Annotated in this window: 17 protein-coding genes; 13 read left to right on the forward strand and 4 right to left on the reverse strand. The window is 48.3% G+C overall.

What is annotated here, in order from left to right; all coding sequences use genetic code 11:
• Window positions 1-12 precede the first annotated feature (12 nt).
• Together CLV25_RS05985 and glmM are read right to left on the reverse strand one after the other, a co-directional pair.
• Window positions 13-1,248 carry an efflux RND transporter periplasmic adaptor subunit gene (locus CLV25_RS05985; protein WP_165877006.1) on the reverse strand — a complete coding sequence of 412 codons (1,236 nt, stop codon included), beginning with the start codon at window positions 1,246-1,248 and terminating at the stop codon, window positions 13-15.
• A 72-nt stretch (window positions 1,249-1,320) separates the two neighbouring features.
• Complete coding sequence (gene glmM / locus CLV25_RS05990; protein ID WP_131838726.1) at window positions 1,321-2,709, reverse strand: phosphoglucosamine mutase; 1,389 nt, start codon at window positions 2,707-2,709, stop codon at window positions 1,321-1,323.
• 218 nt (window positions 2,710-2,927) lie between these two features.
• Between glmM and CLV25_RS05995 the strand changes: the two genes are divergently transcribed.
• The gene (locus CLV25_RS05995) at window positions 2,928-4,406 is read left to right on the forward strand and encodes a pseudouridine synthase (RefSeq protein WP_131838727.1); all 1,479 of its coding nucleotides are present in this window, start codon (window positions 2,928-2,930) and stop codon (window positions 4,404-4,406) included.
• 60 nt (window positions 4,407-4,466) lie between these two features.
• On the opposite strand, the gene CLV25_RS06000 is transcribed toward CLV25_RS05995, so the two are convergent.
• Complete coding sequence (locus CLV25_RS06000) at window positions 4,467-5,639, reverse strand: DUF6051 family protein (RefSeq protein ID WP_131838728.1); 1,173 nt, start codon at window positions 5,637-5,639, stop codon at window positions 4,467-4,469.
• A gap of 218 nt (window positions 5,640-5,857) precedes the next feature.
• Between CLV25_RS06000 and CLV25_RS06005 the strand changes: the two genes are divergently transcribed.
• Window positions 5,858-6,706, forward strand: coding sequence for a LytR/AlgR family response regulator transcription factor (locus CLV25_RS06005; RefSeq protein WP_131838729.1), 849 nt, complete (start codon window positions 5,858-5,860; stop codon window positions 6,704-6,706).
• 1 nt (window position 6,707) lies between these two features.
• Here CLV25_RS06005 and CLV25_RS06010 read toward each other — a convergent pair whose 3' ends face one another.
• The gene (locus CLV25_RS06010; RefSeq protein WP_131838730.1) at window positions 6,708-7,307 is read right to left on the reverse strand and encodes a class I SAM-dependent methyltransferase; all 600 of its coding nucleotides are present in this window, start codon (window positions 7,305-7,307) and stop codon (window positions 6,708-6,710) included.
• 218 nt (window positions 7,308-7,525) lie between these two features.
• Between CLV25_RS06010 and CLV25_RS06015 the strand changes: the two genes are divergently transcribed.
• The 11 genes from CLV25_RS06015 (at window position 7,526) to CLV25_RS06065 (ending at window position 19,503) form a co-directional block, all read left to right on the forward strand.
• Window positions 7,526-8,122: an HdeD family acid-resistance protein gene (locus tag CLV25_RS06015; RefSeq protein WP_131838731.1), complete on the forward strand. Its 597-nt coding sequence runs from the start codon at window positions 7,526-7,528 to the stop codon at window positions 8,120-8,122.
• Between the two features lie 114 nt (window positions 8,123-8,236).
• Window positions 8,237-9,058: a ferredoxin--NADP reductase gene (locus CLV25_RS06020; RefSeq protein ID WP_165877007.1), complete on the forward strand. Its 822-nt coding sequence runs from the start codon at window positions 8,237-8,239 to the stop codon at window positions 9,056-9,058.
• A gap of 668 nt (window positions 9,059-9,726) precedes the next feature.
• Window positions 9,727-10,578, forward strand: a complete 852-nt coding sequence (locus CLV25_RS06025; RefSeq protein ID WP_131838733.1) for a prephenate dehydratase — start codon at window positions 9,727-9,729, stop codon at window positions 10,576-10,578.
• Between the two features lie 21 nt (window positions 10,579-10,599).
• A complete protein-coding gene (locus tag CLV25_RS06030) occupies window positions 10,600-11,769 on the forward strand; it encodes a pyridoxal phosphate-dependent aminotransferase (protein ID WP_131838734.1) in 1,170 nt (389 codons plus the stop codon).
• 84 nt (window positions 11,770-11,853) lie between these two features.
• On the forward strand, window positions 11,854-12,846 hold the full coding sequence (locus CLV25_RS06035) for a prephenate dehydrogenase (protein WP_262709461.1): 993 nt from the start codon (window positions 11,854-11,856) through the stop codon (window positions 12,844-12,846).
• 561 nt (window positions 12,847-13,407) lie between these two features.
• On the forward strand, window positions 13,408-14,502 hold the full coding sequence (locus tag CLV25_RS06040; protein ID WP_131838736.1) for a chorismate mutase: 1,095 nt from the start codon (window positions 13,408-13,410) through the stop codon (window positions 14,500-14,502).
• Between the two features lie 6 nt (window positions 14,503-14,508).
• A complete protein-coding gene (gene aroB / locus CLV25_RS06045) occupies window positions 14,509-15,546 on the forward strand; it encodes a 3-dehydroquinate synthase (protein WP_131838737.1) in 1,038 nt (345 codons plus the stop codon).
• Window positions 15,543-16,184: a type I 3-dehydroquinate dehydratase gene (locus CLV25_RS06050; protein ID WP_131838738.1), complete on the forward strand. Its 642-nt coding sequence runs from the start codon at window positions 15,543-15,545 to the stop codon at window positions 16,182-16,184. The genes aroB and CLV25_RS06050 overlap by 4 nt, the downstream gene beginning before the upstream one ends.
• Window positions 16,174-17,145 carry a shikimate dehydrogenase family protein gene (locus CLV25_RS06055; RefSeq protein WP_131838739.1) on the forward strand — a complete coding sequence of 324 codons (972 nt, stop codon included), beginning with the start codon at window positions 16,174-16,176 and terminating at the stop codon, window positions 17,143-17,145. Before CLV25_RS06050 ends, CLV25_RS06055 begins: the two co-directional genes overlap by 11 nt.
• Window positions 17,117-18,355, forward strand: coding sequence for a 3-phosphoshikimate 1-carboxyvinyltransferase (aroA, locus tag CLV25_RS06060; RefSeq protein ID WP_131838740.1), 1,239 nt, complete (start codon window positions 17,117-17,119; stop codon window positions 18,353-18,355). The genes CLV25_RS06055 and aroA overlap by 29 nt, the downstream gene beginning before the upstream one ends.
• A gap of 167 nt (window positions 18,356-18,522) precedes the next feature.
• Entirely contained in the window at window positions 18,523-19,503 is a 981-nt protein-coding gene (locus CLV25_RS06065) for a chorismate synthase (protein ID WP_131838741.1), read from the forward strand.
• Window positions 19,504-19,512 lie beyond the last annotated feature (9 nt).

Below are 19,512 nucleotides of genomic sequence, written 5' to 3' on the forward strand. Positions count from 1 at the left end.
ATAGACGTATTACTATAGTTGGGTTAGGGTAAAGCGGTTAGGCTTCGTAGGTCGATTTAGGAATACCTGCTCCCCTTTTTTCAATCCATTTACGATAGCCACCAACTCGCTATTAGCACCTCCAAGAGCAACCTCCTGTTTCCTGCTATCTTCAGTGAAAACATAAAATTTACCATTTTCCTCCACAATCGCTTTTTTAGGGAGATAAAGAACATTGCTTAGCGTGCTTAAACGAAGATCGTTAATAGTAGTCATCATAGGTCTCAGCATCGGCGATGTGCCGCTAATTTTAACCATTACGGTATAAACCTTTTTCCCCTCTACAATTTTAGGTAGGCCCGAAATCTCCTCTATACGACCACTAAAAGAGGTATCCTCCAGCAATGCAACCCGAACCTTTGCCTCCTGCAGGGGCTTCACCTTTGCAAGATCTTCCTCTGCGAGTTCAAATTTCGAATAGAATGAAGAAGCATCGGGGATCAAAGCAACTGTTAGATCTTCAGGTGTTATAATACTTCCTGCTTGGCGTTTTGCTCCCGATAAATCGGTATAGTATGTTACAATACCACTCCGAGGTGCACGAACGACTATAGCTCCAAAAAATTTACGCAACTCATGCGTTTTTTTTGCAGAACTCTCTGCTCTTGCTTGTAACGAAATGGCGTTATTCTCTATTTGGACCTTCCGTTGCAGGCAGTTTTGCAATGCTTGCTCGTAGGCTATTTTTGATTTTTCAAATTCTAGCTTCGTCTTTTTTTGTGCTGCAGGCGGATCATAAAACGACTGTTCCATGTTAATCTGACTAATCTCCATATTAATGCGAAGTGTAGAAAGATTATACCTCACATCTCGAAGCTGGTTAGCTGTATCCGAAAGTGCTCGCTGTGCCTGCGCATTCAAATCAGAAGCCTCGTTCTCTGCAGCCTTAATGGCATTTACAATAGGCTCTCTGTCAAGGGTTGCAATAGCCTCCCCTGCCCTAACCATTTTTCCTTCCGGAACGATCGATTTTATCCGAATCTGTCCGATAACATCAGATTTGGACCTAAATATAGAAGAGGCTTTTACACTAGTAAAACTTTTCGCAACAAGTTCGCCATTTGCCACAATGGTAACATCAATATTACCTTCCTTCACTGCAACCAACTCCGACTCCTTATTAGCAAAAAAATCTGAGGTAATTGTAAAATAGGCTGCAACTCCAACAACTATTAGTGCAACGGCTAGTAATAATCTACTTTTCTTCACTCTGATTCAAATTTAGACGGTTAGGCAAAAAGAGAAGGAGAGCCACACCGGCTCTCCTATATTTGTGCTTAACTACAGATTGCAAACACTACGTATATCGCTAATAATCTGACCTGCAAAAGCATCAGCTTCAGCAACCGTTGGTGCTTCCGAGTAAATTCGAATAATTGGTTCAGTATTCGACTTACGCAAGTGTACCCAACGATTTTCGATATCAATACGAACACCGTCGATGTCATTAATTTGATAATCTGCATACTTCCCTTTCATCTTAAGCAGTACATCATCAACATCTATTGCAGGTGTAAGTTCAATCTTATTCTTTGAGATATGGTAAGATGGATATGTTTTACGAAGTTCCAAGCAGGTTTTCCCGCTTTTTGCCAGGTGAGTGAGGAATAGCGCAACCCCAACAAGAGCATCACGACCGTAATGGCTTTCAGGATAGATAACTCCTCCATTGCCCTCTCCGCCGATAACAGCACCGACTTCCTTCATCTTGGCAACAACATTAACCTCTCCAACTGCCGAAGCGGCATATTCCACACCGTGCTTAATGGCTATATCTTTAAGTGCTCGCGAAGATGAAAGATTAGATACTACATTCCCTTTCTTGATAGAAAGCAGATAATCGGCAACTGCAACAAGAGTATACTCCTCTCCAAACATAGATCCATCTTCGCAAACAAAGGCAAGTCTATCAACATCAGGGTCTACAACAATTCCCATATCTGCCTTTTCCTTTACAACCAGCTCCGCGATGTCCACCAAGTGCTCTGGAAGAGGTTCTGGATTATGAGGGAATTGGCCATTGGGTACGCAGTATAGTTTTACCACCTCAACTCCCATTTTCTCGAGCAATTCAGGAATAACCACACCACCAACTGAGTTAACAGCGTCAACTACAACCTTAAACTTTGCGCTCCTAACAGCGTCAACATCAACTGTGCTAAGAGCAAGAACGGAATCTATATGCTTTTGATTAAACGAAGGCTGATTCTTAACCTCTCCTAAGTCATCAACCTCTGCAAAATTAAACGCATCGTTCTCTGCAATTGCAAGAATACGCTTCCCATCTGCATCCGATAGAAATTCCCCTCGGCTATTAAGCAGCTTAAGAGCATTCCACTGCTTCGGATTATGGCTTGCTGTAAGGATTATACCTCCATCCGCGTTTTCCATAGTGACAGCAAGCTCTACAGTAGGAGTTGTTGCCAAATCGGCATTAACTACATTAATGCCACTCCCCATCAGGGTTCCAATTACTAGGTTGCTCACCATAGGGCCCGAAATACGAGCATCTCGTCCTACAACAACCTTAAGGTCGTTTTTCTTTAGCGACTCTTTCAGCCATTGCGCATATGCTGCAGTAAACTTTACTACATCAATAGGGCTCAGACCATTTCCTGGGGTACCTCCAATAGTACCTCTAATGCCAGAAATAGATTTTATTAATGCCATTGTAAACGTGTTAGAGTAATATAAAAACGGCGTTAGAGTTTGAATTGGTAAATATAGCAAAGACATCTTTACCCTATTCCCGACCATCTACCCTTAACATATCTTAATAGAATATATTTTGGAAGGAGGTGTTCCATTCCACATAAAAAAAACACTATTTTTGTAATTAAGGATTTCGCAGAGAATGCGAGTATAAACAACCTTAATTCGCTACCAGAATGGAAAATGAATTTTACGACGAAAGTCCCGAGAAGTCTACGCGAGGAAGCTTCGACAACAATTCGGGCGAGTCTTTCAATGAAAGGCAAAGTGAAAAACCTAAAAGAACCATTTCCGATCCTAACAGAGGGGTATTTGAAAGGAAAGTAGATTTTAGTAACAGCAGAGAAAGAAGTTTTGACCGCGAGCGCAGCTTCAACCGCGACGACCGTGGAGAGCGTGGAGGGTTTAACCGCGAGCGCAGCTTCAACCGTGACGACCGTGGAGAGCGTGGAGGGTTTAACCGCGAGCGCAGCTTTAACCGTGACGACCGCGGCGGAGAGCGTGGAGGATTCAACCGCGAGCGCAGCTTCAACCGTGACGACCGCGGCGGAGAGCGTGGAGGATTCAACCGCGAGCGCAGCTTCAACCGTGACGACCGCGGCGGAGAGCGTGGAGGATTCAACCGCGAGCGCAGCTTCAACCGTGACGACCGCGGCGGAGAGCGTGGAGGATTCAACCGCGAGCGCAGCTTCAACCGTGACGACCGCGGCGGAGAGCGTGGAGGATTCAACCGCGAGCGCAGCTTCAACCGCGATGATCGTGGAGGATTTTACTCTCCATTTGAAAAGAAAAAAAGTTACGGAGGAGGCTTCAACGACCGCAATGATAACAGCAACCGCACCCTTCGTCCACGTAAAAACCGCGGAGAAGAGTTTGATCGTCCAAAAATTGGTGCAGGACTCGGCCCTAAGTATATCGAAGAGCCAATTGATCCAGAAGCAGAAATTCGCCTAAACAAGTACATCGCCAACTCGGGCGTTTGTTCACGTCGTGAGGCTGACAACCACATTTTGGCCGGTGAAATTACTGTGAACGGAGAAGTGGTAACAACCCTTGGAACAAAGATTAAAATGGGCGACGAAGTTCAGTTTAACGGAACTATCATCAAGGGAGAAAAAAAGGTTTATCTTATCCTTAACAAGCCTAAGGGATATGTAACCTCGGTTGACGATCCACATGCTGAAAAGACAGTAATGGAACTCATCAAAGGTGCCTGCAACGAGCGTGTTTATCCGGTTGGACGTCTAGATAAGTCGACCACTGGCGTTCTTCTTCTCACCAACGATGGAGAACTTACCAAAACGCTTACCCATCCTACCTACAATAAGAAAAAAATCTATCACGTTTTCCTTGACAAAAGGATAAGCGAGGAGGATATGGAGCGTATTGCTACAGGTGTAGATCTTGATGACGGTGTAGCTTATGCTGATGCCATTAGCTATGTTGACGGCAGCGACAAGTCTCAGGTAGGCGTTGAGATTCACTCTGGTAAGAATCGAATTATCCGTCGCTTGTTCGACACCATTGGATATAAAGTAATAAAACTAGATAGAGTTTACTTTGCAGGATTAACCAAGAAAGGTCTTCCAAGAGGAAGATGGCGTTTCCTAACCCAACGTGAGGTTGGAATGCTTAAGATGGGATCTTACGAATAGACCCTTTACTAAAAAACAAAAGAGAGGATGGTTCACACCATTCTCTCTTCTTTTTGGGTACTAGCCTAAAAAGCAGGCTGCCCGTCTGAAGACATGTTTAAAGCCTCCATCTACAGCATCGCTTATAGTAGGCTTCCCAATAATTGGAAACGGTTGTTCGTGCGAGTGGGGAAAAGTAAAATCCACCATCTCTATATTTTTACTGCCAATGCTTCTAAAGAAGGATGATACTCCAGTAGGTGATATCACCTTATCTTTTAAAAGCGAGATGGCATACACTTGTCCTTTAAATTTCGAGAGCATATCACAACGAAAATCCTTTAGTCTGTTCATGTTGAGCATTGAACGAAAGGCCATGGCAAATCGATTATCCTTTATAAATAATCCCAACCGTGTTTGACGAGCAGATTCCTTTTCAAACTCATCATTGTAGTAGTTGAAAATCTTACTAAAGGATGGCTCATCCATAATCATCTTAGAAACGCCGTTCATTTCGTTAAAGAAGGCGCCTCCGCAAAACATGAAAAGCCTGGAGTTAGAAACAATATCGTTAGGATTTGCAATAAAAAGTATTTGGGAGAGAAATGCTCCTATAGAGTAAGCAAAAAAGTCAACTTGAGCGTTAGGGCTTATATAAGAAACCTTCCCCATTTTTATTTCTTCCAAAAGATTTGCCAGATCATTTGCACTCTGGTATCCAGAGGTAAAAAAACGTAAAGGATCGGACAATAGTCTCTGGCTTAAAGCTACATTAACAAACGAAGTACTATTTGCCTTGTCATACCTTAGATGTCCACTGTTTAGGACTGCAAGCATAACTCTAGGATCTGCCCATTCCTTAGGAGCCCTATTCATATGGTACGATATAGGGAAAAGAAGAACCGCACTTTTAGTAGACCTTGCCAACTCATTGGCCCAAGGCATATACTTCATCCAAGTACGCTCATTCAACCCATGGAGTAGAACGATTACCTTATCGTACCTCTTTTCTCCTTCAGGTAAAAAAACAGGATATGAAAAGTTGATATTTATATCATCAAAATCCGACAAAACCTCATTTTCCCAACAAGAACTAACCAAAACGTCTGGATGATTTGGCAGACGAAAGCGTTCAACCTTATTCGAATGAAAGTTTAGGGTGCGAATTTTCAAATCAGCAGTAGGAAAATCAACGCTTCCGCTAGCTAAAACATCTATTTTCTTAAAATCATCCAAAGCACTCATGTATCCCATATTGCTGACGATTAGTTTATTGATTGCAAAATTAAAGCGAGATTACTAGTCGTCCAATTTTATGGGTCAAGAGCAAATCCGATGGGGTAAAATTTATTATTTAGGGGCAAAAATGCCAAATGTGGGGTGAAATCACAAAAGTCCCAAAGCTATCAATACTCCTTTTTGTATTTATTCGAGAGAAAAACTACATTTGTTCAACAAGAGAAAAGCAGAAAATGGTAGACATTCAAAAACCAATACCAAACTACATTACCAACAAAGGGAATATTGTCAGACTGATATTCTTTACCGCTGCATTTGCCCTTGTATTCATCAATATTTACTCCCCTTTTGGAGTAGAAACATGGTATAATGTAACCCCCTTAGAACTATTCTTCTATTCTAGCCTAGTAATTCTAACAGGAGTGCTAGTTGTGGTTATAAGTAGGGTTTTAATGTACCAGATAAGCAAAAAAAGAACGCTTTTACTTTGGCAATACCTACTTTGGATTCTAGCTGAGATTATTTTTATGTCTCTATTCTATACGCTTTACGAGTCTGTAATCCTTCACGAAAAGCGCAATTTTATAGATTTAGCCACAATCTCTGTTCAAAACACAGCTCTTATTATATTACTGCCCTATTCGGTGCTATGGCTTTACTTCTCGTGGAAAGAGAACAAGGACAAACTAGAAGCGCTTATTCAGGGAGAGACCTCTTTTGATGCCTCAAAATTGGTTGCCTTTCACGACGAAAAAGGCGTGCTAAGGCTATCTCTAAAAACAGAAAATCTCATCTATATAGAAGCTGCCGATAACTACGTAAACATCCACTACTTTAATAAGGGTAAGGTTTCGAAATTTATGCTTCGTAACTCTCTAAAAAGGTTGGAGGAAATGTTTGCCAACTCCGAAATGGTGCGCTGCCACCGTTCCTACATCGTAAACTTCGAAAAGGTTAGAATTATCCGAAAGGATAAGGATGGCCTCAGGCTTGAACTTGACATTCCTAATGCTCAAGACATCCCTGTATCAAAATCGTACGTCGAAAGCGTGATGGATACTTTCGGGAAATACTGCCGCTAACTTAATTCTCTCCAACTATAATGAATAGTGGATAGTTTAGTCCGTTGTCCCTCTTTATTTCCATAAACACATTCAAATGGATTACCGTTAAGCCTGAGGCTTCAATTGCTTGAGTTAACTGAGCGAGGTCAAAGCCTTTGTGACCGTCGAAACCTTCGCCATGGAAAGAGCCGTCCTCGGAAACCAGATCGATTATTGCCAACTTACCTTGAGGTTTAAGGAGTCTGGAAAAGCGGGATATAATAGCGGCATAATCGGAAATGTGATGCAAGGTCATTGACGAAAATATAAGATCGAAAGATCCATCAAAAGAAGCACCTACTGAAAGATCTACGTTACAAACCTTTGCTTTCCCCTGTTGTTCCTTTCCAATTTTTGAGGAAAGCACCTCCAGCATTCCCTCAGAAGTATCTACAAATGTTATTGTCCCAACCTTATCGATTAGCGGCAAACCGACCAAGCCAGTTCCACATCCATATTCCATTGCATCCATCGAGGGATTCAGCGCCACAACACCTTCGATGGCAGCAGCAACACGCTGCGCTAGTTTTACCCTCTGAGGTGTATCCCATTCGGCTGCTCTTGAATTAAAATCGTTCATCTAGTGATTATTTATCCATATATTATCGCAAAGCATAAAAACAAACAAAAATAGTAAATACACCCAATATCATTTATGAATTACCTATCTACATATAAAGGCTAGCAATCTTAAAATAAAGAGGGATTAGAACATCAAACAAAAAACATTGTTGAAAACTAGTCACGTTCTCCATAATTGAGGATGACATTGATAACTGTCAAACTAAACCGTAAAAGATGAAGTTACTCCCACAAAAAAGGCTCGTGAAGGCAGTGAAAAATTGGTGGATACACATATTTGTAGGGTTAACCTTTATTGGTTTTGGTTTAGAGACCCACCAAACACCCGAGGCCTCGTTCTTTTCGCTTTACCTTTTATTTGCCATAATTCTTATTGCCGAAGGCACCGCACAACTCTACTATGCCATAAGTAATAGCAAACTGCTAGCCGGCTGGGGATGGTACCTATCAAATGGGGCTTTCGACCTTATTGTAGGTCTAATCTTGATTTCTCGGAATATCATTTCTGCCGAATTACTCCCCTATTTTGTTGGGCTCTGGCTTATATTTAAAGGCATAAACGGAGTTAGCTTTTCCATCGACCTAAAAGAATACGGGCTAAAAGTTTGGTGGTGGATGCTCGCATTTTTTATTGCAGCTGCCGTTCTAGGAATCTTTGTTGTGATTAATCCCGTTGTGGGGATAGCAAACTTAGTAACACTAACCTCCTACGCTTTTATTTTACTCGGATTGGTAATGGTTGGCTCAGCCTTACACATCAGGCAGCTACACAAGCTACCCCAAAAGATTCTGAGCAAACTTGCCAAGGTATAGGTTCTCTTTTAAGGCTTTCTTTCCGAAAGCCTTTTTCTTTTTAAAAGCTAAAGCGAAAACATTTGTCCTTGATCAATGTTTTTCCACCACAAAACCAAAAAAGAGAGGAAAGATATGGGTAAATGCTCATGTAAATCGAATGCAGCCGCCGATACCATTATTGAAGTAAAGAGCTGCGGATGTAAAAGTAAAAACAAGAAAAAGCCATTACTACTCGTAAGCAACCCAATAGATGCAATGCAAATCACCAAACTGATAAGTGAAACTATTGAAGTAAATGTAGAGGAGATAGAAAAGCAGCATCAGGTGGTAAGGGTAGATGAACTACCTAATGCAACCTACATTCTAAGGCTCGAAAAGAAGGACGTAACATTTAGAAGTGGACAATATTTTTCGCTTAACATTCCGGGCGATATTCAGGCTCGCCACTACTCCATTTACAGTGGAGAAAACAACGAAACGCTAGACTTTCTTATAAAGGAGGTTGATGACGGAATAGTATCCGTTAAGCTACATCATCTTAAACCCGGTGATAAGGTGCTTATTGAAGGACCTTGGGGCCACTTTAGGGTAAAACCTAACGACGTTGAATCTAAGAAGTTCCTTTTCATAGCATCGGGAACTGGAATATCGCCATTCCATAGCTTCATCAAGTCGCATCCGAACCTCGATTATAAGCTAATTCACGGGGTAAGAAACGGGAGCGACAGGTATGAGATGGAAGAATATCCAAAAGAAAGGTATGTTGCCTGTACCTCGCGTGACAAATCGGGAGATTTTTATGGAAGAGTCACCGATTACCTTAAAGCCAACCCAGTTGAGCAAGGTACGCTCTGCTACCTCTGCGGAAATAATCAGATGATTGAGGATGCTATTTCCATTCTTCAGTCGCAAGGAATAAAAGGTAGCGACATCTATACGGAAATATTCTTTTAGCATAGCCATACACTCCATTTTGCATAGGCGAAGAGGTTCTCATAGACCTTTTCGCCTCTTTCTTTCTATAAGAATTCATTCTTACAAAATATTTGATTAAAGGTTTATCTTCTTCTAATTTGAAACCTAGCCATTCTTTAAAGTTTATCGCAAGTAACAATACCCCAAAAACACATCCTTTTTAGTAGTTCACAAGAATCTTACAGCAATCTATTTACCGTTAAGGATGGTTATAAAACAACGCATAACCGAACATCGGTAAGCAGAAACAACTAATATTGCATTCGTCAAAACAAACAAAGAGATGAAGTCCCTACAAGTAACAAATTGGTTTTACTTTTTTTATTACTTCTTTTTTTACGAAAGAGGGGGCTTGACTATTGCGCGAATGTAAACAACAACACGAGAATAGACGAGCCCCAGAAATGGGGCTCTTTTTTTTACCATAATATCAGAATGAAAACAGCACACACCATAGAAACAACGAGGGCAGAGCAGCAGATGCGGTTACGTTCGCTATTTAGCGCTTCGTATCTCTACTTTTTCTATTACTACTGGGAAAAGCGGGGGTTTTTATGTGCGTACTAGATTGTATACGACAACAACGAACATAAAGGCCCCATCACAAATGGGGCCTTTTTTATATCCGACCAAAAAGACAAAAACAAATGACACTAGAGTACGAATCGCCATTGAGAGTAGCCATACAGGGAGTAAGAGGAGCTTTCCACGAGATTGCCGCAAGAGAAACCCTTGGTAACGATATCATCCCTGTAGAGTGCCTAACATTCCGCGAGCTGGTTGCTGCAACCGAATCGGAAAAGGTTGATGCCGCTCTTATGGCCATCGAAAACTCCGTTGCAGGAGGTATCCTTCCAAACTACGCGCTGCTCCGCAACTCGGAGCTACAGATTGTTGGCGAGGTTTACCTGCGCATCGTACAGAACTTGCTAGCCCTACCGGGCGAAACCTTAGAGTCCATAAAAGAGGTGGAATCGCACCCCATGGCCATACAGCAGTGTACCGATTTCTTGGGAGAGCATCCCGAGTGGAAGATCATCGAGTCGGAAGATACCGCCCTTAGCGCACGTAAGATATCGGAGGGTGAAATCAGAGGGAAGGCGGCCATTGGCTCGTCGCTGGCTGCCGAGCTGTTCGGGCTTAACATCCTTGCTCCCGAAATAGAATCGAACAAGGAGAACTACACCCGTTTCCTCATCCTTACAAAAAAGGATGGAAAGATACGCAACACCACCTCCAACAAGGCAAGCATCTGCTTTTCGGCCAAGCACGAGCCTGGTGCGCTGGCAGCCATCCTCAAGGACATTGCCGACTGCGGCGTAGACCTTACCATGCTCCACTCGCTCCCCAAGGTTGGGGCAAAGTGGGAGTACATCTTCCATGCCGACCTTGTGTACGATAGCTACATGCAGTACCTACAGGCCGTTAAGACGCTCAACGAAACAGCCACCTACTTTAAGGTGCTGGGCGAATACCAAGCTGGATCAGAAATATTTTAATTTATAAGCAATAGCAATACCATGCACGTAAAACCATCGAGTAGAATTGGGAAGGTAAGCGAGTACTACTTCTCGAAGAAGCTAAAGGAGATTGACCAGATGAGGGCCAACGGCACGAAGGTCATCAACCTAGGCATTGGCAACCCCGACCTGCAGCCATCGACCGCAATGGTTGAGGGCGTTTGTGAAACCAGCCGAAAGAGCGGTGTTCACGGCTACCAGAGCTACATTGGCAGCCCCATTCTTCGCCAGGCTTTTGCCGATTTCTACCACCGATATTACGGCGTGACGCTAAACCCAGCCAACGAGATTCTTCCACTAACGGGATCGAAGGAGGGCATCATGCACATCTCCATGGCCTTCCTCGACGAGGGCGATGAGGTGCTGGTTCCCAACCCTGGCTACCCCACCTACACCTCGGCAACCAAGCTGGCAGGCGGTATCCCGGTGGAGTACAACCTTACCGAGGAGAACGGGTTTCACCCCAACTTCGAGGAGATAGAGCAGCGCGATCTTTCAAAAGTAAAGATAATGTGGGTGAACTACCCCCACATGCCAACGGGCGCAAAGGCTACGAGGGAGCTGTTCGAGCAGCTGGTGGCGTTCGGCAGAAAGCACCAAATCCTCATCTGCCACGACAACCCCTACAGCTTCATCCTAAACAAGGAGCCGCTAAGCCTGATGGCCGTTGAAGGAGCCAAAGAGGTGGCGCTGGAGCTCAACTCGCTGAGCAAGTCGCACAACATGGCCGGATGGCGCGTGGGGATGCTGGCTGGCAGCGCCGAGCACCTCAGCGCGGTGCTCACCTTTAAGAGCAACATGGACTCGGGGATGGCCCTACCCATACAGATGGCCGCTGCTGCTGCACTGAGCGCCGATCAGGATTGGTTCGACAGCATCAATGCCGAGTACGCCAAAAGGCTGGTGCTAGCCGAGGATATTGCCCGAAAGATAGGCTGCAAGCTGCCCAAGGAACATTCGGGGATGTTTCTCTGGATAAAAATCCCCGACAGCGTGGAGAGCGCCGAGGCGATGGCCGACAAGATCCTCTACCAAAAGGGCATCTTCATCACGCCGGGGTCGATCTTCGGATCGAACGGCAGCCGATTCCTGCGCATCTCGCTCTGCGCTGATAAGGCAACCTTAAAGGAGGCCGCCGATATACTTAGCACGTATAAGCTAGAGGAATAGTAGTACAGAAGTGTTCTTATAACCGCACAAAGTTATATCAACGCGACTCCCCTCCTTTTTAAGGAGGGGTCAGCGCAGCCGGGGGTGGTTGACTCTCGAAATTATAAATTGACCAACCACCCCGCCCTACGGGCACCCCTCCTTGAGAAGGAGGGGAATCGCCCTGAACAGGCATTGCAGGAAATTAAAAGTCGCCATTCTTTGAATTACGACTTCAAAAAGAAAACAAGAATGAACATTACCATTATAGGACTAGGCTTAATTGGAGGATCGATGGCCCTCGACTTTAAGCACATGGGGCATCGGGTGCTAGGCGTCGATGCCAACCCCTTTCACCAGCGCGAGGCCATGGACCTTGGGCTGGTGGAGCAATGCCTACCGCTCGATCAGGCCGTGGCGCAGTCGGACGTGGTGGTGGTTGCCGTACCCGTAGGGGCAACACCAGCCGTTATTAAGGAAGCGCTGCAGCATCTTCCAGCAAATGGCGTTATCTTTGATGTTGGCTCGACCAAAAAAAGTATCTGCAAGGCGCTGGAAGGGCATCCACGACGCGAGCGATTTGTTGCCGCCCACCCCATTGCAGGAACCGAGTACAGCGGACCATCGGCAGCGCACAGCGGCCTTTTCTACCGCAAGCTGGGCATCATCTGCGATAGGGAGAAGAGCGCCCCCGATGCTGTAGACTGCGTGGAGGACCTATTCGTGCAGCTGGGCATGGAGCTCAAGCGCATCGACTCCGACGAGCACGACAAGCACCTAGCCTACGTCTCGCACATCTCGCACCTATCGTCGTTTACGCTGGGGCTAACGGTGCTCGACATCGAGAAGGACGAGCGCTCGATCTTCGACATGGCCGGCAGCGGTTTCGCCTCGACGGTTCGACTGGCAAAGAGCTCGCCCGAGATGTGGGCGCCCATCATGCTCGAAAACTCGGAGCACCTGCTGGAGGCGCTCGACAGCTACATCGACAACCTCAACAAGTTTAAGGAGCGCATCCTTAACCGCGACGAGGAGGGGCTAAAGGAACTGATGCGCGAGGCCAACCGAATTAGGGGGGTACTGGAGAAGAGGAGTTAAACGGAAGTTAAACGGAAGTTAAACGGAAGTTATACCGAAGTTATTCGGGAGTTAAACGGAAGTGGAGCAAAGCGACATCCCGCCTTAGCGGGGAAGTTAGACAAAGAGAATTTCAGAAGCAGTCACTTTGAGAATCTAGGCTGATACGCAGGATTTACGTAGAGACGTTGCACTGCAATGTCTCTACCTTTCGGCTAAACCTGACAGGTTTACGACCCAAAGATTGGCTCACCGGAGCATAAGATTACTCCACCGGAGCTAAGATTGGCTCGCCCAGTCGTAAGATTGCTTCACCGGGCGTAAGATTTGTCCGCCGAGTCGTAAGATTGCTTCGCCGAACCATAAGATTGCTCTGCCGAACGTAAGATTTGCTCACCGGGTTGTAAGATTGGGCTACCGGACTTGAGGAAATATCGCTGGAGCTGAGGAAGCGTCGCCGGACTTGATGCTAAACCTGACAGGTTTTGAAAACCTGTCAGGTTTACGCGAAGACATCTAGCATCTAACGTCTAATATCTAGAGTCTTAAAAAAGTAACGAAACAAAACAAAAACATCATACAATGGCAGCAAACGAGCTTAAAGATTTGATTCCGATGTCGGAATGGTTACCAGGAATCAAGAGACCGCTAATTATCGCAGGACCTTGCAGCGCCGAGAGTCCCGAACAGCTGATGCAAACCGCCAAGGAGATTAAAGTCCTTGGCCAGGTAGACATCTTCCGCGCAGGCATCTGGAAGCCCCGCACCTTCCCCAACAACTTCGAGGGAGTGGGCAGCATCGGCTTAGAGTGGCTTCGCGAGGTAAAGAAGGAGACCGGCATGCCCGTGGCCACCGAGGTAGGCTCGGTGAAGCACGTGTTCGAGGCCATCAAGTACGGCGTCGACCTCATCTGGATTGGCGCCCGCACCACGGCCAACCCCTTCGCCATGCAGGAGATCGCCGAGGCGCTTCAGGGCGTCGACATCCCCGTGCTGGTAAAGAACCCGCTTAGCCCCGACCTCGAGCTGTGGGATGGAGGTATCAACCGTATCTACGCGGCTGGCATCCGCAAGCTGGGCGCCATCCACCGCGGCTTCTCCACTTGGGGCAAGAGCGACCTGCGCAACACCCCACACTGGCAGGTGCCCATCGAGCTGAAGCGCATCCACCCGAATCTCCCCATCATTGGCGACCCCAGCCACATCTGCGGAAACCGCACCATGATTGCCGACATCGCGCAGCGCGCCATGGATTTCAACCTTGATGGGTTGATGATCGAGAGCCATTGCAACCCCGACGAGGCATGGAGCGACGCCAAGCAGCAGGTTACCCCTACCCGACTGGGTGAAATCCTCAGCGGTTTGAAGATAAAAACCGAGCACACCAGCGATGAGAAATTTATTCGTACCTTAGATGAGCTCCGCTCGCAGATCGACATGTACGACGACCAGATACTAAACATCCTGGAAGCCCGCATGAAGATCGCCGAGAAGATCGGTCTCTGCAAGAAGGAAAACAACGTGAGCATCCTGCAGACGGCCCGTTGGAGCGACATCATCAACAAGATGGTTGAGAAGGGGGCTGGCAAGGGATTAAGCGATAAGTGTATCTCCGAAATCTTCCAGTCGATCCACGAGGAGTCCATCAACCATCAGATTAACGTAACCAGAGACTAAAGGAAAATGGTAGAGGTAAAAGTTAAGGGCACCTACGCCGATTCGTCGATCCTTGTCGGCGAATCCATCACGAATATCGCCAAGCACCTCCCCTCGCAGGGGGTGTTTGTGCTAACCGACGATAAGGTGAAGAGCCTTTACGGGAAACACTTCGAGGGCTACCCGACCTTTACCATCGGGCAGGGCGAGGGCAACAAGACGCTGCAAACGGTGGAGCAGATCTACCGCTGGCTGCTCGACAACGACGCCGACCGCAGCTCGTTTATCCTAGCCGTTGGCGGCGGCATCGTGTGCGACGTGGCGGGCTTCGTAGCCTCCACCTTCATGCGCGGCGTGCGCTTCGGCTTCGTTTCTACGACGCTTCTATCGCAGGTCGATGCCAGCGTTGGCGGCAAGAACGGGGTAAACCTCGAAGGCTTTAAGAATATCGTGGGATGCTTCAACCAGCCCGAGTTCGTGATCTGCGACCCGCAGATGCTCCTCACCCTCGACGAGCGCGACTACCGCAGCGGCCTTGCCGAGGTGGTTAAGCACACCCTCATTGCCGATGCCGCGATGTTCACCTATATCGAGCAGAACAGCGACAAGCTGCTGGCCCGCGACGCCGAGGCCATCAACCGCGTAGTGGAGAACTCAGTTCGCATAAAGGCTAATATTGTGTCGATGGATGAGCGCGAAAAGGGCGAACGCCGCAAGCTCAACCTCGGGCACACCTGGGGGCATGCCGTCGAGAAGCTCACCCACCTGCCCCATGGCGAAGCGGTAAGCATCGGGATGATGTTCGCCGCGCAGCTGTCGGCGCAAAAAGGATTGATGAGCGCCGACGAGGTGAAGCGGCTCAAGGCTCTGCTCGAAAAGCTGCAGTTGCCCACATCGGCATCGTTCGATAGGGCAACCGCCTTTACCTACATGCTAAAGGATAAGAAGAAGGAGAAATCTACCATTCACTTTGTGCTGATGGAGGGCATCGGCAGCACGCGCGTGGAGCCGCTTAGCACCACCGAGCTGCAGGATTGCTATAAAAAGATGGAGGCTGCGCTATGATCTGCATCAGCTACGGAAGCATCGCCCTAAACGAGCTACTCGAAAGGCTAAAGGCCACCCAGATGGCCGAGATCCGCATCGACCTGCTGGGGCTTACCAAGGATGAGGTAGCCGCGGTATTCCGCTCGCACCCCAACCTCATCGCCACCTGTCGCCCCGACACGATGGGCATAGAGGCACAGCGCGAGCTGCTGCTAACCGCCATCGAAAGTGGTGCAGCCTACGTTGACATGGAGGTGGAGGCGCCATCTTCTTTCAAAAAGGAGATGGTGGAGGGAGCTCACGCCAAGGGTTGCAAGGTTATCGTATCGTACCACAACTACACCGACACGCCCGACAAGGAAACCCTGCAGAGCATGATGGTGGAGATGATGGACGATGGTGCCGACATCCTGAAGCTGGCAACCATGGCCAACAGCGCTGCCGATGCGGCGCGCATCCTATCGCTCTACGAGAATCCGATAAAGCCGATGGTAGCACTGGCAATGGGCGAAGCAGGAAAGGTAACCCGTGTGGCAATCCCGTTACTGGGAGCGCCATTTACCTTTGCGGCTCCCGAAGGGGCAGCCACCGCACCCGGTCAGTTAACCAATACCGAAATGGAGATCATCTATAATGCTATAGGCCATGAAGAGTAAGCTGTTGGCCGTTTTTGGCAACCCCATCCTACACAGCAAAAGTCCGCTGATGTTTAACGCGCTCTTAGGCGACAGCGGCTTATATACGCGTATCAGGGTGCAGTCGGGCAAAGATGTTGCCGAGGCAGCACGCCACCTGAACCTTGCCGGGGCCAATATCACCGCACCCTTTAAGGAGGAGGTTCTTCCTTTTGTTGATGAGCAATCGGAGGAGGTATCGCTAATTGGCGGCGCCAACACGCTTGTCAACAACAGCGGTCGCCTTACCGCCTACAACACCGACTGGTACGGCGCAACGCAGGCCATTAAGCAGAGCGGGCTATCTTTAAAAGGATTGAAAGTGGTACTTCTCGGGTTGGGCGGAGCCGGAAAAGCTGTTGCCTATGGTCTAGTAAAAGAAGGTGCCGATGTTACCCTTGTAAACCGGACAGCATCAAAGGCTGTAGAGGTATCGCGCAAGCTAGGCTGCAGAATGGGAAGGTTAGAAGAGCTGCCAATACTCATTGCCGATGCAGAACTATTCGTATCAGTGCTAATACCTTCGGCAAAGATTCCAATCAACCATCTACCTAAAGGGCTTTGGGTGTTCGACGCCAACTACCACGCATCGGCGCTGGTAGAGATGGCAAAAAAGAACGGCAATCCAATAGTAGACGGTAGCCAGTGGCTGCTACATCAGGCGGTAAAGGCATACGAGCATATCTTTGGCACAACGCCATCGGTAGAGGTGATGGACCAAGCGCTGAAGCAACCCCGCAACACCAACATCAAGGCTGTAGCCATCTGCAACGTGGATGAACCGCAGCAAATCAGCGAAGAACTTTGGGCTGCACCAAAACATAAAGCAGAAAGCATCATAAACCTACACCAACCCGACTTGGTGATTTACACCCCCACCTTGGGCACCAACGAGGTTGAAGAAATCTATAAAGATGAAAGAAGTAAGGCCTTCGGAAGTTAAGGGAACCGTATGCATCCCCGCATCAAAAAGCGTGGTGCAGCGTGCCGTGGCTGCGGCCATGCTGGCGCGGGGCACCTCCATCATCCATAACCCCAGCACCTGCAACGACTGCTTGGCGGCGCTCAACATGGCCCGTCAGCTGGGCGCAACGGTGGTTGAGGAGCCCAACAGGTGGACCATTACGGGTGATTTTCGTCCGAGCAGCACGGAGCTGTCATGCGGCGAAGCGGGCTTAAGCATCCGCATGTTCACCCCTATCGTTTCGACGTTGGCTACAAAGCAAACGCTAACAGGACATGGCTCGCTTACCACCCGTCCGATGGGCGGATTGGAGGAGGCCATCAACCAGCTAGGGGCAACGTGCCAAACCACCAACGGGCTGCTTCCTATAACCGTTCAAGGACCAATGATGGGCGGTACAGCCAACATCGATGGATCACTAAGTTCACAAATACTTACCGGACTGCTAATGGCGGCCCCGCTTGCCAAGCAGGATGTAACCCTCAACGTAGCCAACCTCAAGAGCCGCCCCTACATCGATATAACCATTGAGGTGATGCTGCAGTTTGGCGTGGAGGTGGAGAATAACAGCTACCAGCACTTCCGCGTGAAGGCAAATCAACAGTACAAGCCCTACGAGCTTCGCGCCGAGGGCGATTGGAGCGGAGCGGCATTCTTCCTGGTTGCAGGGGTAATTGCGGGTAAGCTACGGGTAGAAAATATATCGTCAGCCTCCAAGCAGGCAGATAAGGAGATTGTTACGGCAATTAAGCTGGCCGGAGGACGAATTACCGAGGGCAACGGCTTCTTCGAGGTGGAGAAATCACCACTAAAAGCCTTCTCGTTCGATGCCACCAACTGCCCCGACCTCTTCCCTCCGCTTGCCGTGCTGGCAGCAGCCTGCAAGGGAACAACGCTGCTTAAGGGCGTATCGCGCTTAACCCATAAGGAGAGCAACCGCGCTATGGCCATCCAGAACGAATTTGCCAAGGCGGGCATCTCGGTGGTAATTGAGGGCGACGAGATGTACATCAAGGGAGCAACGCCCAAGTCCTGCACCATGGAGTCGTACAACGACCACCGCATGGCGATGGCTGCGGCAACGCTGGCGCTTATCGCATCGGGACAGATTGGTATCACCACGCCGGAATGCGTTGCCAAATCGTATCCGGAGTTTTGGGAGCATCTGGAAAACGTGCTAGAACACTGATTTTACTGGTGAAGCTGATTTTTACAGATAATGTTTTAAACACAAAGGGCACAAAGGATAGCACAAAGTGCATAAAGACTTTTATTCCTCATCTTTCAGTCGTGTGTCGTGATACTTGTGTCTTGTGTCTAAAATCTAACGTCTAATATCTAACATCTAAAAAAGATATGAACTCATTTGGAAGACTTTTTAGGGTTACCATATTTGGCGAGTCGCACGGCGCCTCGGTGGGTATCAACATCGACGGATGCCCGGCGGGGATTGCCCTCGCGGAGGCCGACCTGATGGCCGACCTTGCCCGCCGTAAGAGCGGCGCCAAGGGTACTACGCCCCGCAGCGAGGAGGATATGCCAGAAATCATCTCGGGCGTGTTCAACGGCCATACTACGGGTGCGCCCATCACCATCATATTCAGAAATACCAACACCATCTCCAAAGACTACTCGAACCTTGTAACCTCGCCCCGCCCAGGCCATGCGGACTACGTGGCGCAGGAGAAGTACAAGGGATACCAGGACTACCGCGGCGGTGGGCACTTCTCGGGGCGCGTTACCCTTGGCCTAGTTGCCGCAGGAGCTATCGCCAAGAAGATAGTTGAGGGCGTTACCATCAGCGCGAAGCTGCTATCGGTGGGCGGGCGTACCGACATCGATGCGGTGATCGACGAGGTGGTGGCGGCGCACGACTCGGTAGGGGGCGTGGTGGAGTGCCGCGCTACGGGGCTTCCCGTAGGCTGGGGCGAACCCTTCTTCGACTCGGTGGAGTCGGCCATATCGCACATCGTATTTGCCATACCCGCCACCAAGGGCATTGAGTTTGGCTCGGGCTTTGCCGCCGCCACGATGCGCGGCAGCGAGCATAACGATGCAATCATCACCCCCGATGGAAGAACCTCGTCGAACAATGCGGGGGGCATCAACGGGGGCATCAGCAACGGGAACGAGCTGGTGTTTAGGGTAGCGATAAAGCCAACATCGAGCATTGGGGTAGCGCAGCAGACCCTCAACCGCGAAACGGGCCAAGTGGAGGAACTGGTGATTAAGGGTCGCCACGACGCCTGTATCGCCCTGCGCGTACCCGTGGTGCTCGAGGCCGCTACGGCTATCGCCCTTGCCGACCTTTTGCTCGTGGGCAAGGCTTACCGGTAGCACATTGTT

The organism is Acetobacteroides hydrogenigenes (genome assembly GCF_004340205.1).
Taxonomy (GTDB): Bacteria; Bacteroidota; Bacteroidia; order Bacteroidales; family ZOR0009; genus Acetobacteroides; species Acetobacteroides hydrogenigenes.